This window comes from Candidatus Edwardsbacteria bacterium (genome assembly GCA_031082425.1).
Lineage (GTDB): Bacteria > Edwardsbacteria > AC1 > AC1 > EtOH8 > UBA2226.
This window is the reverse complement of record JAVHLB010000006.1, coordinates 181,919-208,863: the sequence shown is the minus strand read 5'-3', so window position 1 is coordinate 208,863 and position 26,945 is coordinate 181,919. Positions and strand designations below refer to the sequence as shown.

Annotated in this window: 25 protein-coding genes and 2 tRNA genes; all 27 read left to right on the top strand. The window is 58.9% G+C overall.

Annotated features, from left to right (window positions below):
- Positions 1-416 (top strand): elongation factor Tu (gene tuf, locus RDU76_07990; protein MDQ7798863.1); only part of this gene is annotated, 416 nt, incomplete at its 5' end.
- Positions 417-477: 61 nt separating this feature from the next.
- Positions 478-627, top strand: coding sequence for a 50S ribosomal protein L33 (gene rpmG / locus RDU76_07985; GenBank protein ID MDQ7798862.1), 150 nt, complete (start codon positions 478-480; stop codon positions 625-627).
- Positions 628-638: 11 nt separating this feature from the next.
- Positions 639-714 (top strand) — tRNA-Trp (locus RDU76_07980).
- 50 nt (positions 715-764) lie between these two features.
- Entirely contained in the window at positions 765-956 is a 192-nt protein-coding gene (gene secE, locus RDU76_07975; GenBank protein MDQ7798861.1) for a preprotein translocase subunit SecE, read from the top strand.
- Positions 957-1,487 carry a transcription termination/antitermination protein NusG gene (gene nusG, locus RDU76_07970; GenBank protein ID MDQ7798860.1) on the top strand — a complete coding sequence of 177 codons (531 nt, stop codon included), beginning with the start codon at positions 957-959 and terminating at the stop codon, positions 1,485-1,487.
- Between the two features lie 31 nt (positions 1,488-1,518).
- Positions 1,519-1,944 (top strand): 50S ribosomal protein L11, encoded by a 426-nt coding sequence (rplK, locus tag RDU76_07965; GenBank protein MDQ7798859.1) that lies wholly within the window; start codon positions 1,519-1,521, stop codon positions 1,942-1,944.
- Between the two features lie 105 nt (positions 1,945-2,049).
- Positions 2,050-2,751 (top strand): 50S ribosomal protein L1, encoded by a 702-nt coding sequence (rplA, locus tag RDU76_07960; GenBank protein ID MDQ7798858.1) that lies wholly within the window; start codon positions 2,050-2,052, stop codon positions 2,749-2,751.
- A 10-nt stretch (positions 2,752-2,761) separates the two neighbouring features.
- Positions 2,762-3,283, top strand: a complete 522-nt coding sequence (gene rplJ / locus RDU76_07955) for a 50S ribosomal protein L10 (protein ID MDQ7798857.1) — start codon at positions 2,762-2,764, stop codon at positions 3,281-3,283.
- 61 nt (positions 3,284-3,344) lie between these two features.
- Complete coding sequence (gene rplL, locus RDU76_07950) at positions 3,345-3,722, top strand: 50S ribosomal protein L7/L12 (GenBank protein MDQ7798856.1); 378 nt, start codon at positions 3,345-3,347, stop codon at positions 3,720-3,722.
- Between the two features lie 229 nt (positions 3,723-3,951).
- Entirely contained in the window at positions 3,952-7,716 is a 3,765-nt protein-coding gene (rpoB, locus tag RDU76_07945) for a DNA-directed RNA polymerase subunit beta (GenBank protein MDQ7798855.1), read from the top strand.
- A 3-nt stretch (positions 7,717-7,719) separates the two neighbouring features.
- Positions 7,720-11,808 carry a DNA-directed RNA polymerase subunit beta' gene (rpoC, locus tag RDU76_07940; protein MDQ7798854.1) on the top strand — a complete coding sequence of 1,363 codons (4,089 nt, stop codon included), beginning with the start codon at positions 7,720-7,722 and terminating at the stop codon, positions 11,806-11,808.
- A 182-nt stretch (positions 11,809-11,990) separates the two neighbouring features.
- Positions 11,991-13,163, top strand: coding sequence for a class I SAM-dependent rRNA methyltransferase (locus RDU76_07935; GenBank protein MDQ7798853.1), 1,173 nt, complete (start codon positions 11,991-11,993; stop codon positions 13,161-13,163).
- A 153-nt stretch (positions 13,164-13,316) separates the two neighbouring features.
- The gene (locus RDU76_07930; GenBank protein MDQ7798852.1) at positions 13,317-14,684 is read left to right on the top strand and encodes an MATE family efflux transporter; all 1,368 of its coding nucleotides are present in this window, start codon (positions 13,317-13,319) and stop codon (positions 14,682-14,684) included.
- 158 nt (positions 14,685-14,842) lie between these two features.
- The gene (locus tag RDU76_07925) at positions 14,843-15,628 is read left to right on the top strand and encodes an electron transfer flavoprotein subunit beta/FixA family protein (protein ID MDQ7798851.1); all 786 of its coding nucleotides are present in this window, start codon (positions 14,843-14,845) and stop codon (positions 15,626-15,628) included.
- Between the two features lie 80 nt (positions 15,629-15,708).
- Complete coding sequence (locus tag RDU76_07920; protein MDQ7798850.1) at positions 15,709-16,122, top strand: GxxExxY protein; 414 nt, start codon at positions 15,709-15,711, stop codon at positions 16,120-16,122.
- A 29-nt stretch (positions 16,123-16,151) separates the two neighbouring features.
- Positions 16,152-17,351 carry an electron transfer flavoprotein subunit alpha gene (locus RDU76_07915; GenBank protein ID MDQ7798849.1) on the top strand — a complete coding sequence of 400 codons (1,200 nt, stop codon included), beginning with the start codon at positions 16,152-16,154 and terminating at the stop codon, positions 17,349-17,351.
- Between the two features lie 13 nt (positions 17,352-17,364).
- A complete protein-coding gene (locus RDU76_07910; GenBank protein ID MDQ7798848.1) occupies positions 17,365-17,700 on the top strand; it encodes an OadG family protein in 336 nt (111 codons plus the stop codon).
- Complete coding sequence (locus RDU76_07905; GenBank protein ID MDQ7798847.1) at positions 17,697-18,821, top strand: sodium ion-translocating decarboxylase subunit beta; 1,125 nt, start codon at positions 17,697-17,699, stop codon at positions 18,819-18,821. Before RDU76_07910 ends, RDU76_07905 begins: the two co-directional genes overlap by 4 nt.
- A gap of 151 nt (positions 18,822-18,972) precedes the next feature.
- On the top strand, positions 18,973-20,166 hold the full coding sequence (locus tag RDU76_07900; GenBank protein MDQ7798846.1) for an aminotransferase class I/II-fold pyridoxal phosphate-dependent enzyme: 1,194 nt from the start codon (positions 18,973-18,975) through the stop codon (positions 20,164-20,166).
- Between the two features lie 42 nt (positions 20,167-20,208).
- A tRNA-Arg gene (locus tag RDU76_07895) sits at positions 20,209-20,285 on the top strand.
- A 233-nt stretch (positions 20,286-20,518) separates the two neighbouring features.
- On the top strand, positions 20,519-21,466 hold the full coding sequence (gene argF, locus RDU76_07890; GenBank protein ID MDQ7798845.1) for an ornithine carbamoyltransferase: 948 nt from the start codon (positions 20,519-20,521) through the stop codon (positions 21,464-21,466).
- Between the two features lie 64 nt (positions 21,467-21,530).
- A complete protein-coding gene (locus RDU76_07885; GenBank protein ID MDQ7798844.1) occupies positions 21,531-21,749 on the top strand; it encodes a hypothetical protein in 219 nt (72 codons plus the stop codon).
- Positions 21,750-21,965: 216 nt separating this feature from the next.
- Positions 21,966-22,769 (top strand): diaminopimelate epimerase, encoded by an 804-nt coding sequence (dapF, locus tag RDU76_07880; protein MDQ7798843.1) that lies wholly within the window; start codon positions 21,966-21,968, stop codon positions 22,767-22,769.
- Positions 22,770-23,003: 234 nt separating this feature from the next.
- Positions 23,004-24,476 carry an IMP dehydrogenase gene (guaB, locus tag RDU76_07875; protein MDQ7798842.1) on the top strand — a complete coding sequence of 491 codons (1,473 nt, stop codon included), beginning with the start codon at positions 23,004-23,006 and terminating at the stop codon, positions 24,474-24,476.
- 201 nt (positions 24,477-24,677) lie between these two features.
- Complete coding sequence (locus RDU76_07870) at positions 24,678-25,202, top strand: NUDIX hydrolase (GenBank protein ID MDQ7798841.1); 525 nt, start codon at positions 24,678-24,680, stop codon at positions 25,200-25,202.
- A gap of 53 nt (positions 25,203-25,255) precedes the next feature.
- Complete coding sequence (locus RDU76_07865) at positions 25,256-26,170, top strand: hypothetical protein (GenBank protein ID MDQ7798840.1); 915 nt, start codon at positions 25,256-25,258, stop codon at positions 26,168-26,170.
- Between the two features lie 33 nt (positions 26,171-26,203).
- Positions 26,204-26,860, top strand: a complete 657-nt coding sequence (locus RDU76_07860; protein MDQ7798839.1) for a (Fe-S)-binding protein — start codon at positions 26,204-26,206, stop codon at positions 26,858-26,860.
- Positions 26,861-26,945 lie beyond the last annotated feature (85 nt).

Below are 26,945 nucleotides of genomic sequence, written 5' to 3'. Positions count from 1 at the left end.
CCGGGGTGGAGATGTTCCGGAAGCTGATGGACGACGCCCAGGCCGGGGACAACGTCGGGGTTCTGCTGCGTGGCATCGAGAAGACTGACCTGGAGCGGGGGATGGTGCTGGCGGCCCCCAAGAGCATCACCCCCCATAAGAAGTTCAAGGGCGAGGTGTACGTGCTGACCAAGGAGGAGGGCGGACGGCATACCCCGTTCTTCACCGGCTACCGGCCCCAGTTCTTCTTCAGGACCACCGACGTCACCGGCAATTTGAGCCTTCCCAAGGGGGTGGAGATGATCATGCCGGGGGACAACGTCACCATCGAGGGCGACCTGCTGACCCCCATCGCCATGGAGAAGGGCCTGAAGTTCGCCATCCGCGAGGGCGGCCGCACAGTGGGCGCCGGGACCGTCACCGAGATAATGGAATAACTGTTTGGAAAATCGCAAACAGGCAAGTAGTTAATCGGAAATTAAAGAATCGGATAATGAAATGCGAGAGATAATCACCTTGGCCTGCGTGGACTGCAAACGCCGGAATTATAACAACACCAAGAACAAGCGCAAACACCCCGACCGGGTGGAGTATAAGAAATACTGCCGGTTCTGCAAAAAGCATACCGCTCATAAGGAAACCAGATAATCCAAAGGCGAAGGCCAGTAGCTCCAATGGTAGAGCGCCGGTCTCCAAAACCGGATGCTGGGGGTTCAAGTCCCTCCTGGCCTGCCATTCGGTTTTAGGAAATAAGGGACCGGAACAAACGAAGGGAAGGGCAGCCTATGTTCAATAAAATAATACAGTTCGTAAAGGACGTCAGGGTCGAGTTCACCAAGGTCAGCTGGCCCAGCCGCGAGGAACTGGTCCAGTCCACCATCGTGGTGGGCGTGGTGTCGCTGGTGGTGACCGCTTTTATCGGGGTCATCGACCGGCTGCTGTCGGTGGGGTTGACATTCTTTCTGGGCCGATTTTAAATGGCAATGCACTGGTACGTCATACATACCTACGCCGGCCACGAGAACCGGGTCAAAGCGGCCCTGGAGTCGGCCGCCCTGCGCTACGGCCTTCAGGACAAGATCGGGCGGGTGCTGATACCCACCGAGGATGTCACCGAGATCAAGAAGGGGCGTCGGAAGACCACAGCCAAACAGCTCTTTCCCAGCTACCTGATGGTGGAGATGGACATGACCGACGAGGTCTGGAACGTGGTCTCCACCACTCCCGGCGTAACCAGCTTCCTGGGCACCAGGCGCAAACCGCAGCCCATGAGGGATTCCGAGGCCCAGCGCCTGATATCCCGGATGGACGGGGAGAAGCGTCAGGGGCCGGTGGTGATACCCTATCAGAAGGGCGAAACCATCAAGATCATCGACGGGCCGTTCGCCAGTTTTACCGGCATCATCGAAGAGATAGACAGCGAACACGGAAAGGTCAGGGTGATGGTGACCATCTTCGGGCGGACCACCCCGGTGGAGCTCGATTCCATGCAGATAAACAGTCTGTGACAGAAAAATACAATAAACCAAGAGAGAAGATATGGCAAAGATTGTAACCGCAATGGTAAAACTACAGGTCCCGGCCGGACAGGCCAATCCGGCGCCCCCGGTGGGCCCGGCTTTGGGACAGCACGGCGTCAACATCCCGGAATTCTGCAAGCAGTTCAACGCCAAGACCTCCGGCCAGGAAGGACTGATCATCCCCTGCGTGATCACGGTATACAAGGACCGGTCGTTTTCCTTCATCACCAAGACCCCGCCGGCCGCGGTATTGCTGAAAAAGGCCGCCGGGCTGGCCAAGGGTTCCGGTGTTCCCAACCGCAATAAGGTGGGCACGGTGACCGAGGCCCAGGTCAAGGAGATCGCCACCAAGAAAATGGCCGACCTGAACGCCGCCAATGTGGAGGCCGCCATGATGATGGTCAAGGGCACCGCCCGCAGCATGGGCATAGAGATAGGCAATTAATCAACCGACTAGATATAAGTTAAAACACCAATCCCGCTGGGAGGAGCCAGGGTGGGATTTCAGGGATCACCCGCGCTGTCTTCGTTAGTAACCAGAAAGGAGAAAATGAAAAGAGGGAAAAAGTACAACAACTCGCTCAAAAAAATTGAAGCGGTCAAGGAATACACCCTGGCCGAGGCAATGGAGATGGTCAAGCAGACGGCCTATGCCAAGTTCGACGAGACCATGGAGCTGTCGATGAAGACCGGGCTGGACCCCAAGAAATCCGATCAGAACCTAAGGGGGACGGTCCTGCTGCCCCACGGCACCGGCAAAAAGGTCCGGGTGCTGGTCTTCGCCAAGGGCGAAAAGGAGATCGAGGCCCGGGATGCCGGGGCGGATTATTTCGGCTCCGAAGAATTGATCAAAAAAATCACCGAGGGCTGGACCGACTTCGATGTGGCTATCGCCACTCCCGATATGATGAGCCAGGTGGGCAAGCTGGGCAAGATCCTGGGCGTCCGGGGGCTGATGCCCAACCCCAAGACCGGAACCGTCACCTTCGACGTGGCCAAGGCGGTCAAGGAATCCAAGGGCGGCAAGATCGAATACCGGCTGGACAAGCAGGGCAATCTGCACCTTCCGGTGGGCAAGAAATCCTTCGAGACCGACCAGCTGGTGGGCAACGCCAGGGCGGTGGTTAATGAAGTGATCCGGGCCAGGCCGTCGTCGGCCAAGGGGACCTACATCAAGAGCCTGTCGATATCGGCCACCATGAGCCCCGGGGTCAAAATCGCTCTGACCGAGCTGGCCAATACAGGAAAGTGAGGACCAAACGATGATAAAACAGGAAAAAGAAAAGATAGTCCAGGAACTGACCGAGAAGATGAAGGAAGCCAAGGCCATCTACCTGACCGATTTCACGGGGTTGGATGTGGTCCGGGCCACCGAACTGCGGAAAAAACTGAGGGATGCTTCAGTGGAATACCAGGTGGTCAAGAACACCCTGGCCCAGCTGGCGGCCAAGAACGCCGGGATGGAGATGCTGCTGGATTACCTGACCGGTCCCACCGGACTGGCCTTCGGCGTCAAGGACCCCATCATTCCGGCCAAGATCCTGGTGGAGTTCGCCAAGGACGACGACAAACCATCGGTCAAGATGGGTGTTGTTGAGGGCAAGATGGTTGATGTCAAGCAGGTCAAGCAGCTGGCCCTGCTGCCCAGCCGCGAAGTGCTGATATCCCAGATATTATCCGCCATGCAGTCCCCGATCAACGGCCTGGTGGGGGCCCTGGGCGGGATCATTCAGAAGTTCGTGGGCACGGTGGATGCCATAGCCAAGCAGAGGGAAGCCAAGTAACCGTTTTAAAAAAGCCAAACGAAAATAAAAAACAATCAGGAATAAAAAGGAGCATTGTAAAATGTCGGACAAGAAACAAACCATAATGGAAGCTATCGAATCCATGACCGTACTGGAACTTTCGGAACTGGTCAAGGCTTTGGAAGCAAAATTTGACGTCAAGGCCGCCGCCCCGATGGCCGCCATGGCCGCCATGCCCGGCGCCGCCGCCGCCCCGGCCGAGGAAAAGACCAGCTTTGACGTGATCCTGGTCTCCAGCGGAGACAAGAAGATCCAGGTGATCAAGGAAGTCCGGGGCATCACCAGCCTGGGCCTGAAGGAAGCCAAGGACCTGGTGGAGAGCGCCCCCAAGCCGGTAAAGGAAAGCGTTGCCAAGGACGAGGCCAAGAAGATCAAGGATATCTTAGAGGCCGCCGGGGCTACCGTAGAGTTGAAGTAATCCCAGACTATTTTTTAATCGACACATAAACGGGGGACCGGAGGCAGTGGTTGCCTCCGGCCTCCTGTCCCCAGTGCGTTTGATGGGGCCGTTCCCGGATGTGGTGCCGGGAGATTAAGCGGTTCCATCAAACGCTGTTTTTAGCGGCCTTTAGCCGGGTCGATTATTTTTTTGCACCGGGGGAGTTTCCCGCCGGTCGGTCCGTTAAGCCTAATTAAGGAGCACCACCTTGAAGCAGGTAAAGAGAAAAGACTATTCCAAGATCCAATCGGGCATTCAACTGCCCAATATGCTGGATATGCAGGTCAGCTCGTTCAAGGATTTCCTCCAGGAGGATGCCCCTCCCGCCAAGAGAAGAAACGAGGGCCTGCAGGCCATATTCAACGAGATATTCCCCATCGAGGATCCCCAGAACCGGCTGTCGCTGGAGTTCGTCTCCTACAGCCTGGGCAAGCCGCGCTATGCCATTCCGGAGTGCCATGACCGCGACATGACCTACGCCGCCCCGCTGAAAGCGGTGCTGCGCCTGGTGGTCAAAGACACCTCCGATCCCAAAGCCCCCCCCAAGGAAGTGGTGGAGAAGGAGGTCTTTCTGGGCGAGCTTCCACTGATGACCGATATCGGCACCTTTGTCATCAACGGAGCCGAGCGGGTGGTGGTCAGCCAGCTGCATCGTTCCCCCGGAGCGTTCTTTGCCGAGAAGTCCCACCCCTCGGGCAAGCGCATCTACACCTCCGAGATCATCCCCTACCGCGGCTCCTGGATCAAATTCATGATCGATCCCAAGGACCTGCTGTGGGTCTCCATAGACAAACACCGCAAATTCCACGCCACCCTGCTGCTGCGGGCGGTGGGCTTTCCCCAGAACAAGGATATCCTGGGCCTGTTCCATAAGGGGGAGAGCCTGCCCATCAGCGCCGACAAGCAGATACTGGGGAGGTATCTCTTTGGCGATGTGGTGGCGCCCAAGAGCGGCGAGGTGCTGGCCGAGGCCGGCCACATCGTCACCCCGGAGATACTGGCCACTTTGCGGCTGGCCAAGATCGACAGCGTCCAGGTGGTGGCCATCGATCCGACCAAGGATTCAGCCATCATACCCCGGACCATGCTGGCCGACAACAACAAGGGCGTCAAGGAGGACGCCCTGTCCAAGATATACAACATCCTCCATCCCGGCGATGCCATCAGCCCGGAGCTGGCCAAAAGCGTCATCGACCGCCTGTTCTTCGATCGCAAGCATTACGACCTGAAGCGGGTGGGGCGCTACCAGCTGAACCGCCGTCTGGAGATGGATCTCTCCAGCAGCACGGTGCTGAGCCCCAAGGATTTCGTGGAGGTCATCCGCTATCTGCTGGGCCTGCGGGCCAACCAGGGGATGATCGACGATATCGACCATCTGGGAAACCGCCGGGTGCTTCGGGTGGGCGAGCTGGTGACCGCGCAGTTCTCGGTGGCCCTGTCCCGGATGGCCCGGATGGCCCGGGAGAGGATGTCATTGTGGGACGGCAGCGATGCCATCACGCCGCATGATCTGGTCAACTCCAGGATCATCTCCTCCACCATCAACACCTTCTTCGGCTCCTCCCAGCTGTCGCAGTTCCTGGACCAGCCCAATCCGCTGGCCGAACTCCGGCACAAGCGGAGGCTTTCGGCCCTGGGGCCGGGCGGCCTGACCCGGGAGAGGGCCGGCTTCGAGGTGCGCGACGTGCACTATACCCATTACGGCCGGCTGTGCCCCATCGAAACTCCGGAAGGCCCGAACATAGGACTGATCGCCAGCCTGGCCTGCTATGCCAAGGTCAACGACCTGGGTTTTCTGGAGACCCCCTACCGCAAGGTCAAGGGCGGGAAGCTGACCGGGGAGATCGAATATTTATCGGCCAATACCGAGGACCAATACACCATCGCCCAGGCCAACACCGCCATCGATGACAAGGACCGGCTGGCGGTGGATCTGGCCCTGTGCCGGCACCGGGAGATTTTCCCCCGGGTGAAGCCCCCGGAAGTGGATTACATGGATGTCTCCCCCCAGCAGCTGGTGAGCCTTTCGGCCGCCCTGATACCGTTTCTGGAGCATGATGACGCCAACCGGGCCCTGATGGGCTCCAACATGCAGTGCCAGGCGGTGCCGCTGCTGCGGACCGAGTCCCCGATCATCGGCACCGGATTGGAGGGCAAGGCCGCGGTTGACTCCGGAACCATGGTCCAGTGCCGCCGGGACGGAATGGTGGAGAAGGTGACCGCCGATACCATCTATATCCGGCCCTCCCGCCCGGATGTGGCAGAGGTGGATTTTTTAAAGGACAGCCAGCTGGATATATACCATCTTACAAAATTCAGACGCTCCAACCAGGATACCTGCATCAATCAGCGGCCCATCGTCAAAGAAGGCGATACCATCAAGAAGGGCGAAGTGATCGCCGACGGTTCATCCACCGATCAGGGCGAGCTGGCCCTGGGGGTCAACTGCCTGGTGGGCTTCATGCCCTGGGCCGGGTTCAATTTCGAGGACGCCATCATCATCAGCGAGAGGATGGTCAAGGAGGACCGCTTCACCTCGGTCCATATCGAGAGCTTCGAGTGTTTCGTCCGGGACACCAAGCGGGGTCCGGAGGAGATCACCCGGGAGATACCCAACGTGGGCGAGGACACCCTCAAGGACCTGGATGAGAACGGCATCATCCGGATAGGGGCCCGGGTGGAGGCCGGCGATATCCTGGTGGGCAAGGTCACCCCCAAGGGCGAGACCGAACCCACTCCCGAGGAAAAACTGTTAAGGGCCATATTCGGCGACAAGGCCGGAGACATCAAGGATACCTCGCTCAAGGCCCCTCCCGGCATGGACGGCGTGGTATGCGACGTCAAGGTCTTCTCCCGCAAGAGCCAGGACCGCCGCTCCTCCCATGAGGAGAAGAGAAAGATAGAGGAGATCCAGAAGGAGGCCAAGAAGCAGATCGACCGGATCAAGGTGGAGCGCGACCGCCGGATCAGGGAGTTGCTGGCGGACCAGACCTGCAACATCACCCTCAAGCACGGCGAAAAGCTGATCGCCCGCAAGGGACAGCGGCTGTCGGAGTCGGTGCTGCACGACATCAAGTTCGTGGACCTGGAGGAGCTGGGCGAGATCTGCGAGGACAAGGCCCTCAATCAGAAGGCCGTCAAGCTGGTGGAGTCCGCCCGGAAAGCCATCGAATCGGTCCAGGCCGACATCCAGATAGAGAAGGAGAAGGTGGAGCGGGGCGACGAGCTGCCGGCCGATGTCATCAAACTGGTCAAGGTCTTCGTGGCCCGCAAGCGCCGGCTGATGGTGGGCGACAAGCTGGCCGGGCGCCACGGCAACAAGGGGGTGCTGGCCAAGATCGTCCCGGTCGAGGATATGCCCTATCTGGCGGACGGCCGGCCGCTGGACATGATACTCAACCCGCTGGGGGTTCCCTCCCGTATGAACCTGGGCCAGATCCTGGAGACCCATCTGGGATGGGCCGCCAAGATCCTGGGATTCAAGGTGGCCACCTCGGTGTTCAACGGAGCCTCCATCTCCGAGGTGATCGAGGAGATGCAGCGGGCCGGACTGCCCGAGAACGGCAAGGTCCCGCTGTTCGACGGCCGGAGCGGCCAGTCCTTCGACGAGCCGGTGACGGTGGGCGTTATGTACATGCTCAAGCTGTCCCATCTGGTGGACGACAAGATCCACGCCCGGTCGATTGGACCGTACTCCCTGATCACCCAGCAGCCGCTGGGCGGCAAGGCCCACTTCGGCGGACAGCGCTTCGGGGAGATGGAGGTCTGGGCTCTGGAGGCCTACGGCGCGGCCTACACCCTCCAGGAGATCCTGACCGTAAAATCCGACGACGTCCAGGGGAGGCAGCGGGTGTACGAAGCCATCGTCAAGGGAGAGAACCTCCCGGAGCCCGGAACCCCGGCATCCTTCGACGTGCTGGTCAAGGAACTGCAGGGACTGTGCCTGGACATCCAATTAAGGAAGGAGGAATAAGCCATGACTGAAGCAAGAAAAAACATTCCGGCCGAACAGGAGAACTATAATTTCGATTCCATGAGGATCGGTCTGGCCTCCCCCGAACTGGTGATGTCCTGGTCCTACGGCGAGGTCACCAAGCCCGAGACCATCAACTACCGGACCTTCAAGCCGGAGCGGGACGGGCTGTTCTGCGAGAAGATATTCGGGCCCACCAAGGACTGGGAGTGCAATTGCGGAAAATACAAGAAGATCCGTTTTCGCGGCGTGGTCTGCGACCGCTGCGGAGTGGAGGTCACCCTTTCCAAGGTCCGCCGGGAGAGGATGGGGCACATCAAGCTGGCGGTGCCGGTGGCCCATATCTGGTACGTCAAGTCCCTGCCCAGCCGGGTGGGGCAGCTGCTGGGGATCACCATGCGGGACCTGGAGAGGGTGCTGTATTACGAATCGTACATAGTGATCGACCCGGGCGCCAGCAGCCACCATAAGAAGGACCTGATCAACGAGGAACAGTGCACCAGGGCCGAGGAGGAGTTCGGCAAGGAATTCACGGCCAAGATGGGGGCCGAGGCGGTGCGCGACCTGCTGAGGGAGATCAACCTGGACGACCTTTCGGCCGAGCTGAAGGTGGGCCTGAGGCGCGAGGTCTCGGTAGAGAGCAAGAAGGACCTGCTGAAGCGGCTGCGGATCGTGGAGGCCCTGCGCCAGTCCGGCAACCGTCCGGAGTGGATGATAATGGACATCCTGCCGGTGATCCCCCCGGACCTGCGGCCCCTGGTCCCGCTGGAGGGAGGGCGCTTCGCCACCTCCGACCTCAACGACCTGTACCGCCGGGTGCTGACCCGCAACAACCGCCTGAAGAAGATCATCGACATGCGGGCCCCGGAGATCATTTTGCGCAACGAGAAACGGATGCTGCAGGAGGCGGTGGACGCCCTGCTGGACAACGGCCGTCGCTCCCGGGCCATCAAGGGCCGGGGCAACCGCGAGCTTAAGAGCCTGTCCGATATCCTGCGCGGCAAACAGGGCCGGTTCCGCCAGAACCTGCTGGGCAAGCGGGTGGACTACTCCGGACGTTCGGTGATCGTGGTCGGTCCCGAATTGAAACCCTACCAGTGCGGCCTTCCCAAGAGCATGGCCCTGGAGCTTTTCAAGCCGTTCATCCTGAAAAAGCTGGAGGAGAAGGGCTACGTCCAGAGCGTCAAGGGGGCCAAACGGCTGGTGGAGAAGGAGAAGCCCGGCGTCTGGGAGATCCTGGAGGACATCGTCAAGGAGCATCCGGTCCTGCTGAACCGGGCCCCCACCCTGCACCGCCTGGGCATTCAGGCCTTTGAGCCGGTGCTGATCGAGGGCAAGGCCATCCGGATCCATCCCCTGGTCTGCGCGGCCTTCAACGCCGACTTCGACGGCGACCAGATGGCGGTGCACGTGCCGCTGTCCTACGAAGCCCAGATCGAGGCGGCCACCCTGATGCTTTCGTCCAACAACATCCTGCTGCCGGCCTCCGGCAAACCGGTGATCACTCCCAAGCTGGACATCGTCATCGGCTGTTATTACCTGACCAAGCCCCGGGCCGATTCCAAGGGCGAGGGCAAGGTGTTCGCCCATCAGGATGAGGTGATCCTGGCCCATCACAACGAGGTGGTTGACATCCATGCCAAGATCAAGCTGAGGCTGGAGGGCCGGATCATAGAGACCACCGTGGGGCGGGTGCTGTTCAACCAGATCGTGCCCAAGGAGCTGGGCTTCGTCAACGATACCATGGTCAAGAAAGCCCTGGATAAACTGGCCATGGCCTCTTTCCGCAAGATCGGCAGCTACAAGACCGCCATGTTCATGGACGAGATAAAGAAGATAGGCTTCAAGTACGCCACCCAGTCCGGGGTGACCATCAGCCTGTCGGACATCATCGTTCCCTCCGAGAAACAGGCCCTGATCAACAAGGGCATCGAATCGGTGGAGAAGATCCAGGGCCAGTACCGCAAGGGGGTCATCACCGACACCGAAAGATATAACAAGATCATCGACACCTGGACCCACGTCAACAACCAGGTCACCGAGAGCCTGCTCAAGGGCATGGCCGAAGACAAGAAAGGCTTCAACCCGGTTTTCATGCTGTTCGATTCCGAGGCCCGGGGCACCCGGGAGCAGGTCCGGCAGCTGGGCGGCATGCGCGGCCTGATGGCCAAACCCCAGAAGCGCTTCACCGGGCAGGAGATCATCGAGACCCCCATCCTGAACAACTTCCGGGAGGGGCTGACGGTGGTGGAATATTTCATCTCCACCCACGGAGCCCGGAAGGGCCTGGCCGACACCGCCCTGAAGACCTCGGAGGCCGGCTACCTGACCCGGAGGCTGGTGGATGTGGCCCAGGACATCATCATCACCGAGGACGACTGCGGCACCATCCTGGGCGATGAGCGCGGAGCCTTAAAAGAGGGCGAGGACATCATCGAGACCCTCAAGGACCGCATCCTGGGAAGGGTGGCCATGGAGGATGTGGTCAGCCCCATCACCGGGGAGGTCATCGTAAAAGCCGGCCAGGAGATAAACGAGGAGGCGTCCGAGGAGATCGAGGAGGCCGGCATCGAGAAGGTCAAGATCCGTTCGGTGCTTACCTGTGAGGCCAAGCGCGGTCTGTGCCGCAGGTGCTACGGGCGCAACCTGGGCACCGGCCACCTGGTGGACATGGGCGAGGCCATCGGCGTGATGGGGGCCCAGAGCATCGGCGAGCCGGGCACCCAGCTGACCCTGAGGACCTTCCACATCGGCGGCACCTCGTCCCGTATCGCGGCCCAGTCCAAGGTCACCGTCAAGATCCCGGGGACCCTGGAGTTCAAGGGGCTGGAGACCGTCACCATGGAATCGGGCGAGGTGGTGGCCATCAACCGGGACGGCGAGATCATCCTGCACGGCGAGAAGAACAACGTCAAGACCCGCTACAGCGTGCCTTACGCCTCGGTGCTGAAGGTGTCGGACAAGGCGGCGGTGTTGCCGGGAGACGTCATCTTCGAATGGGACCCCCATACCGCAGCCATTCTGGCCGAGCACCCCGGCACGGTGCAGCTGGCCGACATGGTGCCCGACGTCACCATCTCCGAGGAATTCGACGACATCACCGGCATGCGGCGGCCCATGGTCATCGAGAGCAAGGACCGGAGCCTGTATCCGCATATAAATATCGTCGACAAACGCGGCAAGGTGCGCTCCAGCTACCCCATCCCCATAGGGGCCCGGATCATGGTCCAGGAAGGCCAGAATATCACGGCCGGAGAATTCCTGGCCAAGACCCCGCGGGAGATATCCAAGAGCCGCGATATCACCGCCGGCCTGCCCCGGGTGGCCGAGCTGTTCGAGGCCCGCAAACCTACCGATCCCGCGGTGGTCACCGAGATCGACGGACGGGTCAAGTTCGGCGAGATCTCCAAGGGCCAGCGGACCATCATCGTCAAGAACGAGAACGACGAGGAACGGGCCTACCTGATACCCCACGGCAAACATCTGTACGTCAGGGAGGGAGACCGGGTCCGGGCCGGAGAGAAGCTGACCGAGGGTTCCATCAATCCCCACGACATTCTGCGGATCAAGGGGCCCGGCGCGGTCCAGGTGTACCTGGTCAACGAGATCCAGGAGGTCTACCGTCTGAACGGAGTGCACATCAACGACAAGCACATCGAGGTGATCGTCCGCCAGATGCTGCAGAAGATAAAGATCGAGGACCCGGGCGACGCCATCTTCATCGAGGGGGACCAGGTGGACAAGATCCAGGTGCGCGACGAGAACGAGCGGGTGATGCGCGAAGGCGGCCGGCCGGCCACCTTCCAGTCGCTGCTGATGGGCATCACCAAGTCGGCCCTTTCCACCTCCAGCTTCATCTCGGCGGCCTCCTTCCAGGAGACCACCCGGGTGCTGACCGAGGCCGCGGTCCAGGGCAAGACCGACTTCCTGTTGGGCCTGAAGGAGAACGTCATCGTGGGCCGGCTGATCCCGGCCGGCACCGGACTGAAGCGCTACCGCAACCTTAAGATAGTGGAGCAGCAGAGCCAGGACGAGGAGGAGCTGGCCCCGGCCCCGGCGGCAGAGCCGGAATTCGATGAAGACGAGGAATAGGATACTGCACAGAAGGCCGGCTTCATGCCGGCCTTCTTCATTCTGCATATAACCGACAAAACGCCAAGACGCGAAGTGCGCCAAGAGGATATTTAAAATAAGGTTGCGCGAGCTTTGTGCCGGAGTTTATCCTTACAATTCGCCAAATTGCTAATATTTTTAAAACAGGATATGATCAGATCATGAAAACAATTTTATTGCGCAAGAACCAGGAACGCCGGATCAAGGCCGGGCACCCCTGGGTGTTCTCCAACGAGATCTGGAAAATGCCGGAGAGGCTGTATCCCGGCGAGGACGTCCAGGTGTCCGACTCCCGGGGCCACCTGATCGGCAGCGGTTTCTACAACCCCCATTCGCTGATCTCGGTGAGGATCTATTCCCGGGAGCGGCGGGAGTTCGACCGGGAGCTGATCAGGGAACGGCTGAAGCAGGCCGACGACCTGCGGCAGAGGTTCTATCCCGGGTCCAAATTCTACCGTTTGTGCTACGGGGAGTCCGACGGCCTGCCGGGGCTGATAATCGACCGCTACGACAACCAGCTGGTGCTGGAGATCATGTCCCTGGGAACCGACTGCCGCCGGGAGTTCGTGGTGGAGGCACTCAAAGAAATGTTCGATCCGGAATGCATCTACGAGCGGAGCGACAGCTACTCCCGCAAGCTGGAGGGTCTGGCCCCGGCCATCGGCCAGCTGCACGGCCGGCTAAGGCCGGAGGTGATCATCGAGGAGAACGGCCTGAAATTCTCGGCCGACCTGATGCACGGCCAGAAGACCGGCTGGTTCTTCGACCAGCGGGACAACCGGGCGGCCCTGCATCCCTACGTCAGGGGCCGGACGGTGCTGGACTGCTTCTGCCACACCGGGGCCTTTGCCATAAACGCGGCGGCCGGCGGGGCCTCCGAGGTCACCGGGATGGACATTTCGGAACCGGCCATCGGGATGGCTTCAAAGAATGCCGGGCTCAACGGTCTGCAGCAGACCTGCCGGTTCCGCAAGGCCGATGTGATGCAGGAGCTGAAGATCATGTCCGAATCCGATGTCAAGTACGACCTGGTGATCCTGGATCCCCCGGCCTTCGCCAAGAACAAAAAATCCGTGGAGCCGGCCCTCAAGGGCTACAAGGAGATAAACCTGAGGGCCATGAAGCTCCTGCCGCGGGGCGGGATCCTGGTGTCCTGCTCCTGCTCCTATCACATCGAGGAGGAGCAGTTCCGGGTAATGCTGGTGGACGCCGCCCGGGACGCCGGGCGGACCATCAAGCTGCTGGAGTTCCGGCACCAGGCCAAGGACCATCCGGTGCTGCTGGCCAGCAAGGAGACCCAGTACCTGAAGTGCGCCTTTATGGCCATAGAGTGAACACCACCCCTTAAATCCCCTCCTTGATCAAGGAGGGGATAGGGGAGGTCAAAAGCATAAATATATTATTTGCATCATAAAGGAAAATTAATTATTCTCACTCGAATAAGATCCCGCTGGCGTTCCCCCGGAGGTTACCGCGAGGTGCTGGTGATGGCCCTGCCGCTGATCATGAGCACCGCCTCCTGGTCGGTCCAGCATTTCGTGGACCGGATGTTCCTGACCTGGTATTCCCCGGAGGCCATCGCCGCGGCCATGCCGGCCGGCATGCTGAACTTCGCCCTGATGTGCATCTTCCTGGGCACCGCCGGCTATGTCAGCACCTTCGTGGCCCAGTACTACGGGGCCAAACAGGTAAAACAGATCGGCCCCATGATCTGGCAGGGGATCTACATCGCCGCCATCGGAGGTCTGCTTACATTGCTGCTGATACCCTGGGCCGGCGACATCTTCCGGTGGGTGGGACACGAACCGCCGGTGCAGAAGAACGAGGCGGAATATTTTGCCATCCTCTGTGCCGGGGCCCTGCCGGCCCTGATGGCCTCGGCCCTGTCGGGCTTCTATTCCGGCCTGGGAAAGACCGTGCCGGTGATGTGGGTCAACATCTTCGCCACCGCCATCAACATCGTCTTCGACTACCTGATGATCTTCGGACACGGCGGATTTCCCGAAATGGGGATGGCCGGGGCGGCCTGGGCCACGGTTTTTTCGGCGGTGTTCTCGGTGGCGGCCTATGGGCTGCTGATCTTCCGGCCCAAGCATAACCGGATCTACAACACCCTGGGCGGGTGGAGGTTCGACAAGACCCGGTTCGTTTCCCTGCTGAGATTCGGGTTTCCCAACGGCATCCAGTTCTTCGTGGACATGGCCGGGTTCACCTTTTTCATCCTGCTGGTGGGCCGGCTGGGCAGCGACAACCTGGCGGCCTCCAACATCGCCTTCAACGTCAACACCCTGGCCTTCATGCCCATGATCGGGTTCGGGATCGCCACCTCGGTGCTGGTGGGGCAGTATCTGGGCGGGGAAGACCCCCAAACCGCCAGCCGCAGCGTCTATTCGGCCTTTCACCTGACCTTCCTCTACATGGCGGCGGTGGCCCTGCTGTATTTCTTCTGGCCCGATCTTTTTTTGATGCCCTACGCCGCCAGGTCAGACCCCGCCCGCTTCGAATCCATCAGCCGGATAACGGTGATCCTGCTGCGGTTCGTAGCGGTCTATTCCCTGTTCGACGGGTTCAACATCATCTTCTCCTCGGCCATCAAAGGAGCCGGCGACACCAAGTTCGTGATGTACATGGTGCTGGCCCTGTCCCTGGGGCTGCTGTCGATCCCCAGCTATCTGGCCATAGTGGTGATGAAGGCCGGGATCTACGTTTCCTGGACCATCGCCTCGGTATATGTGGTGGCCCTGGGATTGGCCTTCTATTTCCGTTTTTTGGGCGGCAGGTGGAAGGGCATGCGGGTGATCGAGCCGGCGGCCCCGGCCCTGGTGATGCATCCGGAAACGCCGGCGGTGGAGTGAGCATCTCCGCAATATTTGGAAACCTAACACCGCTCATCGATATAAAGAGGCTGCATCAAGCAGCTTTTTTATTATAATTGACACCCCAAAATATTTATGATAAAATTAACATCTGCGTTAAAAATATATTTTTATAACTCACTGAATAATAAAAGATTATGAACATCGTCGTCTGTATCAAGCAGGTGCCGGACACCACCGATGTCCGGATCGATCCGGCCACCAACACCCTGATCCGCGAGGGGGTGCCCTCCATCATCAATCCCTTCGACATGTATGCCATCGAGGAGGCCCTGAGGCTTCGGGAGAAGCTGGGGGGCAAGGTCACCGTAATCTCCATGGGGCCGCCCCAGGTGATCGATGCTTTGAGAGAAGCCATCTCCATGGGGGTGGATGACGCCGTCCTGCTTTCCGACCGGGCCTTTGCCGGGGCCGACACCTGGGCCACCTCCTACACCCTGTCCATGGGCATCAAAAAAATGGGCGGGGCGGAGGTGATCCTGTGCGGCAAGCAGGCCATCGACGGCGATACCGCCCAGGTGGGGCCGGGGGTGGCCGAATTCCTGGACATCCCCCAGGTGACCTACGTCAAGAAGATCGAGCAGATCGACGACAAAAAGGCCCGGGTGTGGCGGATGACCGAGGAGGGCTACGAGGTGGTGGACACCTCCCTGCCGGCCATGTTCACCGTGGTCAAGGAGATCAACGAACCGCGCCTGCCGTCGCTGAAGGGCAAGATGAGGGCCAAATCCTTCCAGCCCACCGTCTGGAAGGCCGCCGATATCGCGGCCGACGAGAAGAACATCGGGCTCAACGGCTCGCCCACCAACGTGGTGAAGATCTTCACCCCTCCGGTGCGCTCGGGAGGGGTGATCCTGCAGGGCGATGTCAACCAAGCGGTGGAGAAGGTGGTCAACGGACTGAAAGAACAGCAAATAATATAATAGGACGCTGATCTTCGCAGATAAACGCAGATTAATCATTATGGAGCTTAACCAAAATAAATCTTGTCAAATGACCGTCGATGAAGCTTGATTCGCAGAATTATAAATATTCCGAACTGACGGACAAAATATTAAAAGCATTTTACAAGGTGTACAATGCTTTGGGTTACGGATTTCTGGAAAAGGTATATGAAAATGCGATGATGATTGAGTTGAAAAGCGAAGGATTGGAGGCAACCTTTCAATCCCCAATCAAAGTGATATATGATAACCAGACGATAGGTGAATATTTCGCTGATATATTGGTGGAGAACAAAGTTATTGTCGAAATAAAGGCTGGAAAATGTTTTGCCTTAGAGCATGAAGCACAATTATTGAATTATCTCAAAGCCACAGAAATCGAAGTAGGTTTATTATTGAACTTTGGCATAAAACCTGAAATAAAGAGAAAAGCTTTTAATAACCCAAGGAAAAATCAGAGGCAATCAGCGTAATCAGCGTCCAAAGAAAAGTAAGGAGCAAAATGAGCGATATAGAGATCATCCAGGACAAATGCGTGGGCTGCGGGGCCTGCCTGGCCTCCTGCCCCTACGGGGCCATCAGCCTGCAGGACAACCTGGCGGTCATCGACGACGACAAGTGCACCCTGTGCGGGGCCTGCGTGGCCTCCTGCGGTTTCGATGCCATTTTGATCCGCAAGGATCCGGTGGAGAAGGCCGACATCTCCGGCTTCAAGGGGGTGTGGGTGTTCGCCGAGCAGAAGGACGGACAGGTGCAGAGCATCTCCTACGAGCTGATGGGCGAGGGCCGCAAGCTGGCCGACGCCCTGGGGGTGGAGCTGGCGGCAGTGATAATGGGCAAGGACATCGAAGCCGCCTGCCAGGAGCTGGTGTGGCGCGGAGCCGACAAGGTCTATGCCGCCGACGATCCGGCCCTGGAGCATTTTTGCGACGAGCCCTATGCCAGGATCATGGCATCCCTGATCAAGGAATACAAACCGGAGATCGTGCTGGGCGGGGCCTCCACCATCGGCCGGGCCCTGATACCCAAGGTGGCCATCAAGGTCCGCACCGGCCTGACCGCCGACTGCACCTCGCTGGCCATCGACGAGGAGAGAAGGATCCTGCTGCAGACCCGTCCGGCCTTCGGGGGGAACATCATGGCCACCATCATCTGCCCCAACCACCGGCCCCAGATGGCCACGGTGCGGCACAAGGTGATGAAGGAGGCCGAGTGCGACAAAACCCGCCAAGGCCAGATCATCAAAAAATCATATGACAAAGCCATTTTGGCCTCCCGCACCACGGTGGCCCAGGTCATCGAAGAGGCCACCAACCTGATCAAGCTGACCGAGGCCGACATCATCGTCTCCGGCGGCCGGGGGCTGAAGGCCCCGGAGAACTTCAGGCTGGTGGAGGCCCTGGCCAAAGCGGTGGGCGGGGCGGTGGGCGCCTCCCGGGCGGCGGTGGATGCCGGCTGGATACCCTATTCCCACCAGGTGGGGCAGACCGGCAAGACGGTGGCCCCCAAGTTGTATATCGCCTGCGGGATCAGCGGGGCCATCCAGCATTTGGTGGGCATGCAGTCCTCGGACTGCATCATCGCCGTCAACAAGGACCCCGAGGCCCCCATCTTCAAGGTGGCCAGTTATGGGATAGTGGGCGATGTCTTCGAGGTGCTTCCGGCCCTGACCAAGAAACTGCAGGAAACCTGCGGAAAGTAATAGAAAGGAAAAGATGTCTAACGATTTTGTGGGGATGGGCGGGGCCCTGATCGTCTGCCTGATCGCCCAGACCATTGTCTTTATCGCCCTGGCCATCATGGCCGGAGTGATATCCCTGGTGGGCAGGCTGGCCGGGGATAAGAACGGGACCCCGGAGGTCCAGCCGATGCCGGCCCGATCATCCGCCCCGGCCGAAACCGACGACTCCGAGATAGCCGCGGTGGTGATGGGGGCCTTGTCGGCCGAACTGAACAAGGTCAATGGCCCGGTCCAATCTACGGCGGCCCAGGGCAGTGCCTGGAGGCTGGTCTCGCTGCAGGAAGCGGCCAAGGGAAGGAGCAGAAAATGAACGCCATAATTCACCACCTCTCACTGCTGATCCAAATGTCCGGGATGGCCAATCTGTCGCTGGGCAATGTGATCATGATGGCGGTCTCCCTGACCCTGGTCTACCTGGCGGTTTTCAAGGGATTTGAGCCGCTGCTTCTTCTGCCCATCGGATTCGGGGCCTTTCTGGCCAACCTGCCGCTGTCGAACGTGGTGGGCCATGACGGGCTGCTGACATTGATCTACAACGTGGGCGTTTCCACCGAGGTGCTGCCCACCATGATGTTCATGGTGATCGGGGCCCTGACCGATTTCGGCCCGCTGCTGGCCAATCCTTCCACTTTCCTGATGGGAGCCGCCGCCCAGTTCGGGGTGTTCGCCGCTTTGCTGATAGCCACCGCCCTGGGCTTCAACCTGGCCGAGGCCGGGGCCATCGGCATCATCGGCGGGGCCGACGGGCCGACCGCCATCTTCACCGCCAGCAAGCTGGCCCCCCACCTGCTGGGGCCGATCGCGGTGGCGGCCTACACCTACATGTCCCTGGTGCCGCTGATCCAGCCGCCCATCATGAGGCTGATGACCACCAAGAAGGAGCGGACCACCGAGATGAAGCAGCTGCGGCACGTCAGCCACCGGGAGCGGATAATATTTCCCATCGCCATCTCCATCATCACCGCCCTGCTGCTGCCCCAGGCCATCGCCCTGATCGGCACCATGATGCTGGGGAACATCATCCGGGAGAGCGGCGTTACCGAGCGTCTTTCCAAGACCCTGCAGAACGAGCTGTGCAACATCGTCACCATTTTGCTGGCCGCTTCGGTGGGGGCCACCATGGAGGCCGGTAATTTCCTGAGCCTGTCCACCCTCAAGATAGTGGCCCTGGGGCTGGCGGCCTTTGGGTTCAGCACCTTCGGCGGCATGCTGCTGGGTAAACTGTTTTACGTTGTCAGCGGTGGCAAGGTCAACCCGCTGATCGGTTCGGCCGGGGTGTCGGCGGTTCCCATGGCCGCCCGGGTCTCCCAGGTGGAAGGGCAGCGGGAGAACAAGCACAATTTCCTGCTGATGCACGCCATGGGTCCCAATGTGGCCGGGGTGCTGGGCACCGCCATGGCCGCCGGGGTGCTGATCTCCCTGTTGAAGTAACACGGACAGGCTGTTTTAGGACACGGATCTTCACGGATTTGTTTTTTCCGCACAGCTCTTTTTGTTTTATAAAGAAAAAATCTGTGTTCATCAGTGTCCAGACTCTTTCGAAATATAAAATAATAAATAAATTTTAAAAAGGGGCGCAATAATGTCTCACGGAAAGGTCAAGTTCAACACCCTGGCGGTGCACGGGGCCGGCATGCCGGACCTAAGCAAGATCAGGCCGGTCTCCATGCCCATCTACCAGTCATCGGAATTCGTCTTCAACTCGGCCGAGCAGGGTGCGGCGGTGATGTCCGGGCAGGAGCCGGGCTTCGTCTACACCCGGCTGGGCAATCCCACCAGCCAGGATTTTGAAAAACGGATGGCCCTGCTGGAGGGCACCGACGAGGGCATATCCTTCGCCTCGGGGCTGGCGGCCATCGCCGCGGTGATACTGACCTACTGCCGCCCCGGCGACAACATCATCTCCTCGGCCCCCATCTACGGGGGGACCTTCGGGCTGTTCAAGGACCTGCTGCCCAAGATGAACATCGAGATCATCTACCTGCCGGCCAATGACATTCACAATCTGCTGTCGGCCAAGGCCAACGATAAAACCAAGCTGGTCTACATAGAGACCCCGGCCAACCCCACCCTGGACGTGGTGGACATCGCCGAGACCGTCAAGGCGGCCAGGCAGAAGAACCTGAAAGTGGTCATCGACAACACCTTCGCCACGCCCTGCCTGCAGAGGCCGATCGAGATGGGGGTGGACATCGTCCTGCACTCGGCCACCAAGTACATCTGCGGACACGGCGACACCATGGGCGGGGTGGTGGTCGGGCCCAAGGCCGAGATCGACCAGATCCGGCCCATGGCCTTCAAGAACCTGGGAGGATCCATCGCGCCCCTCACCGCCTGGCTGATGTCCCGCGGCCTGCAGACCCTGCCCCTGCGGGTGGAGCGCCACTCCCAGAACGCCATGGTCATCGCCCGGTTTCTGGAGAAACACCCCCAGGTCTTGCGCGCCTGCTACCCGGGCCTGGAATCCTGTCCGGCCCATCAGATCGCCAAAAAACAGATGAGCGGCGGCTTCGGCGGGGTGCTGGCCATCGACCTGAAGGGCGGGCGCGAGGCCGGCCGCAAATTCCAGAACAACCTCAGGCTGTGCAAGCTGGCGGTCAGCCTGGGCAGCGTGGACACCCTGGTCACCCACCCGGCCTCCACCACCCATCTGGCCTATTCCGAGGAGGACCTGGCCTCGGTGGGCATGACCGCCGGTTTCGTCCGGATAGCGGTGGGCATCGAGGATCCGGAGGATATTATGGCCGACCTGGACCAGGCGCTGGCCAATTGCTAATTGCAAAATTTAAATTGCAAACTGTTAATTGTAAATTGAACTGCGCCTGTAGCCCAGCTGGATAGAGCATCGGACTTCGAATCCGCAGGTCGCCCGTTCGAATCGGGCCAGGCGCACCAGAAAACACAATATCAGGCCTTCCGTTTTCTCTTGACTAAAATCTTGTAATAAGGTAAAATTAGCCCGTAAATTACAGCAGCAACATATTTTATAACACATTGTATCATATGGGTATATAGATTGTTGAAGATATTGGCTCGCAAGCGATTAAAAACTTGCGGGCTATTTTTGAAATAAGATCCATAACAGAAGGGTAAAACCTTTGCCAATAAACCATTAAATGGAGGAACAAATGAAAAAGGACCTTCTCTCGGTAGCGGACTTGAATAAAAAGGAGATGGATGATCTTTTTGCGCTGGCGATAAAAATCAAGAAGCCGACCAAGGCCGGCAGGTCACCCAAGCTGTTGACCGACAAGACCATGGCCATGATCTTCGAAAAACCGTCCCTGCGCACCCGGGTCACCTTTGAGACCGGCATGACCCAGCTGGGCGGGCATGGAATATTTTTGGAAATGTCCCTGGGCAAGCGGGAGTCGACCCCGGACATCGCCCGCAACATCAACCGCTGGGTGGACCTGATAATGGCCCGCACCTTCGCCCACAAGAGCATCGTGGAGATAGCCGATAACACCGACATTCCGGTGATCAACGCCCTGTCGGACCTGGAGCATCCCTGCCAGATATTCGCCGACTTTCTGACCATCCTGGAGCACAAGAAGAGATTCAAGGGCCTGAAGCTGGCCTACATCGGCGACGGCAACAACGTCTGCAATTCGCTGCTGCTGGCCGCCGCCACTTTGGGCGTCAACATGACGGTGGGCTGCCCGCAGGGCTACGAGCCGGACCGCGGGGTCTGGGAGAAGGCCCAGGAACTGGCCGCCAAGACCAAGACCACCCTGCAGATCGTGCGTGATCCGCGGGAGGCCGCCCGCAACGCCGACGTCATCTACACCGACGTCTGGGCCTCGATGGGCCAGGAGTCCGAGAAGGAGCTCAAAGCCCGGGTGTTCGCCCCCTACCAGATCAACAAGAACATCATCGACGCCGCCAAAAAGGACTCCATCTTCCTGCACTGCCTGCCGGCCCACCGGGAGGAGGAGGTCACCAGCGAGGTGCTGGACGGCCCGCACTCGCGGGTGCTGGACCAGGCCGAAAACCGGCTGCATATCCAGAAGGCGATAATGGTGACCCTGGTCAAGAACAATGCCCGCAGGCCCAAGGCCAAAAAGAAGAAATAAAAAATAGTGCCACCCCGAGTGCTCGCGGTGGCACTAATAACAACTACCCTTAAAGGAGGCGATCATGGGCTTTTTCGGAGGGATCGGAATACTGTTCTACGGCCTGTTCATGCTGCTGGTGCTGGGGTTGGGGATCGTGTGGTTCTACTTCAGCCTGCGCTTTTTCAAGCAGGCCACCGAGTACTACCAGGCGGAGCTTAATGACCGAGCCAAAAAGCAGGAGCAGATGGGCGAGCTGCTGGCCAAGTTCGACCAGCTGGTGGATGTGCTCAAAGTAAAATAGGCATCAAAGAGAATGCAGAATATTGAAGATAGAATTTGGTTTTTGGTTGTCAGTCATTGCGAGGCTTCTTTTATATAACTAACGAAGCAATCTGCTGAATGACTGGATCGCTTTGTCTGAAAACCACAAAGCCGTCTCGCGATGACGGTTTCCTGAATATTCTACATCCAAGATTCCATATTCTATTTTCATCTTTTATCATTGCATACAGGTGATATGAATTTCTACAAGATGTCCGGCAGCGGCAACGATTTCGTCCTGCTGGATAACCGCGCCGGGCAGTTGCCCGGCGATCTCTCCCCGCTGGTCCAAAGATTATGCCACCGCCGCAACGGGGTGGGGGCCGACGGGGTGCTGGTCATCGAAAGATCGGCCCAGGCCGACTTCCGGATGCGCTATCTCAACGCCGACGGCGGCGAGGCGGCCTTCTGCGGCAACGGCGGACGCTGCATCGCCTGGTTCGCCCATTCCATCGGGGCGGTTGGCAAATCAATGACCTTTCAGGCCGGGGACGGCCTGCATAGGGCCGAGGTCAATGCCGACCGGGTGAAACTGCAGATGCGGGAGCCCCGCGATTTCGACCTGCGTTTCCTGCTGGATCTGGACGACCGGGGATACTCCGCTTCCTTTGCCGATACCGGGGTGCCGCACGTGGTGATCCCGGTGGCCGAGCTGGACGATTTTCCGGTGGCGGAGGCGGGCCGCAAGATCAGGCATCACGACAGATTCCAGCCGGCCGGGACCAACGCCAATTTCATCGAGATAGCCGACCGCCACCACCTTAAGATCCGGACCTACGAGCGGGGGGTGGAGGACGAGACCCTGGCCTGCGGCACCGGAGCCACCGCGGCGGCGGTGGTGGCGGCCCGGCTGGGGATGGCCGAGTCCCCGGTGGAATGCCTGACCCGGGGCGGGGAGACACTGACCATCCACTTCCAGCTGGAGGGGGAGGCGGTCAGCCAGGTCTTTCTGGAGGGCCGGGTGCAGATGGTCTTTCAGGGGGAAATCCTGTCATCCTGAGGCGGCTGGCAAACGTGGCTGGGCGTTGGATGACAGGGTCACCCATTCAACCTGCCGGGCGTGGTGTTTGGCTCAGGGTGACATGATTGATGTCAGTTCAATATCAAGCCGGCTAGCAATGACGTGGGGTATAGAGAAGGGTAGGGATGAGTACTTTCCAAACAATCAAAAATATCTTTGTGTCTTTGTGCCTTGGTGGCAAGACGTTTTAGAAAATTTTATTACGGAGGATATATGACCAAATGGCTTAAGGGCGAGGGGCTGACCTTTGACGATGTGCTGCTGGTCCCCCAGAGGTCCGAAGTGCTGCCCAACGAGGTGGAGATAGGCACCAGGTTCTCCCGGCACATAAAGCTGAACATCCCGCTGGTGTCGGCGGCCATGGACACCGTCACCGAGCACCGGCTGGCGGTGGCCCTGGCCCGGGAGGGCGGCATGGGGGTGATCCACAAGAACCTGGCCATCGAGGATCAGGCCTCCGAGGTGGACCGGGTCAAGCGTTCCGAGAGCGGGATGGTCTCCAATCCCATCTCCCTTTCGCCGGAGCACCTGCTGATAGACGCCCTGGCCATGATGAGAAAATTCTCCATCTCGGGCATCCCCATCACCGATCCGGGAGGCCGCTTGGTGGGCATCATCACCAACCGGGACCTGGTGTTCGAAAAGGACCACACCAAAAAGATCGGCGATGTGATGACCAAAGAGGACCTGATCACCGCCCCGGTGGGCACCACCCTGGACGAGGCCAGCCGGATCCTCCACCAGCACCGAATAGAAAAACTGCCCATCGTGGATAAAAAGGGGATGCTCAAGGGGCTGTTCACCGTCAAGGATGTGATGAAGAAGGAGAAGCACCCCAACGCCTGCAAGGACAGCCAGGGCCGCCTGCGGGTGGCCGCCGCCATCGGGGTTTCCGGCGATTATCTGGAGCGGGCCGAGGCCCTGGTGGCTGCCGGGGTGGATGCCCTGGTGATAGACACCGCCCACGGCCATTCCATCGGCGTCATCGCCGCGGTCAAGAAGGTCAAGGCCAAGTTCCCCAAGGTGGACCTGGTGGCCGGCAATGTGGCCACCGCCGAGGCCACCCGGGAGCTGATCCGGGCCGGGGTGGACGCCGTCAAGATAGGGATCGGGCCGGGCTCCATCTGCACCACCCGGGTGATAGCCGGGGTGGGGGTGCCGCAACTGACCGCGGTGATGGAGGCCAGGGCGGTGGCCCTTAAATACAAGATACCGATCATCGCCGACGGCGGGATAAAGTACTCCGGCGACATCGTCAAGGCGCTGGCGGCCGGGGCCGACTGCATCATGATCGGGAACATCTTCGCCGGCACCGAGGAGAGCCCGGGCGAGACCATTTTGCTGCAGGGCCGCAGCTACAAGGTCTACCGCGGGATGGGCTCCCTGGGCGCCATGCGCAAGGGCAGCGCCGACCGGTATTTCCAGGAGAAGAACACCGAGGAGAAGAAGTTCGTGCCCGAGGGCATCGAGGGCCGGATACCCTACAAGGGGCCGCTGGCCGATACCGTCTATCAATTGATCGGGGGCCTCAAGAGCGGGATGGGTTACTGCGGCGCGGCCAATCTGAAGGCCCTGCAGGCCAAGGCCACCTTTGTGAGGATAACCAACGCCGGGCTAAAGGAAAGCCATGTCCACGACGTGGTGATCACCAAGGAGGCTCCGAACTACGAGGTGGAACGGGGATAGGCCCCATGCTTGCCGGGATGTTTGTTTGAGGGGGAATGATAAAACTTTTCGATGGTTGCTGTTTGAGATGCAACAATAAAAGGCAAGCGGGGTTTGAAACGGTTTGAGTTGTTTGAAATCGTGTAGGGGCGAATCGTGATTCGCCCGGCAAATAATATTTTTGAAGGGTGAAAAGGTATTTTATAATCTTTAGGAGGATATATGCTTCCGGTAAGGCTTTCCAGAGAGATCATATATCAAAGTAAATGGGTTAATCTTTACGCGGATAAAGTTAGATTTCTTGACGGGAGTATCATTGAGAAGTATCATGTTGTAAGTTTTGATAATGGTGCTGTTGGCGTGGTTGTCGAAAACGATAAGGATGAAATCTTGTTGATTGAATCATACCGATATATTCCACAATCGATAGGTTGGGAAATACCCGCCGGAGGTATGGATGATAATGAATCAATTTTAGATACCGCAGTCAGAGAAGTTCATGAAGAGACCGGTTATTCCATCGCTAATTGCCAGCATATTTATTCTTATAATCCATCAAACGGTTCATCCGATCAGGTTTTTCATGTAGTCCAAGCGAAAGCTGTAAATTGCGTTGGCAAGTTTGACACTAATGAAGTGAAAAGCATAAAATGGTTCTCAAAAATTGAGATCAGGGAAATGATCCACAGAAGGGAAATTGTAGATGGTTTCTCTTTGACCGGTTTATTAGTTTATCTTTGTAAATGATCAATGCTTTATGAACACCTTCGTATATCAGGAAATTAATTAAAGGAAATATAATGAAGAGAGTTGTTCTTTCGATCACCGGCTTAGTGCTGCTGGTCTTCGGCTGCAGCAAGGAAACCCCCACCAGCGCCGAGGATCCCTCCTTCACCGAGACCTACCATTCGGACTACGAGATCATCCCGGTAGAATACGATCTCACCGTCTTCACCCCGCCGGTCCAGATAGACGACACCTCCGGCGCGGCCGCGCCCAGCGGGATCTTCAAAGCCCGGGCCCAGGCCATCCTGGACAACCTGGATACCACCAGATACGAGCACTACTCCGGCCGGGTGATGGACGAGGCCTCCGGCACCTATATCTACGATTGCTCCGGCCTGGTGGGCGATTTTGTCATCCGGCAGGCGCTGTACGACCATTACCAGGACCTGGCGCTGTTCGCCAATGCCTTCCACACCTTCGATCCCCGGCCCCGGGCCTGGGGGTTCTACGATTATTTCCGTGACATCCTGGGCAACGACGCCGGCGGGGAAGCCAACCCGGTGGGACAGAACAAATACTGGAAGGTGTTCCTGGCGGCGGATTCCATCAGGAAGGGCGACATCATCGTGGTGAAATATGATGAGGACTGGCGGCAGCAGTACCAGGACCGGGAGAACAAGGACGCCAGCACCGGCCATGTGATGATCGCCTGGAGCCAGCCCATCATCATCGGCAGCGAAGCCACCATCAGGATACTGGACTGCGCCAGCAGCGGCCATTACGGCGACACCCGGGACAGCGCCGGCACCGCCAGCCTGGACGGCAGCGGGATAGGGGTGGGCTGGATGCGCTACGGCCTTTCCACCAACGGCCGGAACCGCCCTTATAAATACCATTGGAAGCTGGGGGGCCATTGGTACGGCCTGTGGACCGGAAGCTACGATTATTACAACCGCCTGGAGGGGATCCTGATCGCCCGGCCCATCTGAGGGGAAAATATCCAGCGCTTTTAAAGAAGAGATATGAGAAAAAGGATCTTCGCCCCGGGCTGCGGCCTGATGCTGTACAAGCCGGAACTGGCCGACAAACTGCATTCCCTGCTGAATGAGAATCTGGGCAAGATGGACCGGCTGGATATCTGCTGCCACCATGACCCCCAGTTCACCGAAGATACCGAGGTGATCAACATCTGTCCCGGCTGCGACAAGCGGTTCCGGAACGATTATCATAATTCATCCACCATATCCCTGTGGGAGATATTGGCCCAGAGCGATTTCTTCGCCTTTCCGGACCACCAGGGCCGGCGGATGTCCATCCTCGACGCCTGTCCCACCCGGGACCAGGAGCGGGTGCATGATGCTGTCCGGGCTTTGCTGCAAAAAATGAACATAACGGTCATTGAACCGGCCCGCACCCGGACCAAAAGCACCTGTTGCGGCGACAGTTTTTACGGGGTCATCCCGGTGGAACAGGTCAAGGAGCAGATGATCCAGCGGGCCTGGGAGATGCCGGCCCAGGAGGTGGTCGTCTATTGCATCTCCTGCATAAAATCGATGCATATCGGCGGCAAACGTCCGCGTTACCTGATAGACCTGCTGTTCAGCGAGGAGACGGTCCCCCGGACCCATGAGCCCGACGCCTGGCACGGGGAGCTGGACGATTACATCGCTAGGCACTAAATATGTCTCAGATGATACAATCCCTGGTTTGCCTGGTTCTGCTGGCAGGCTGCCGTGCCTCAAGCGAAACGTCAATTCTCAACAA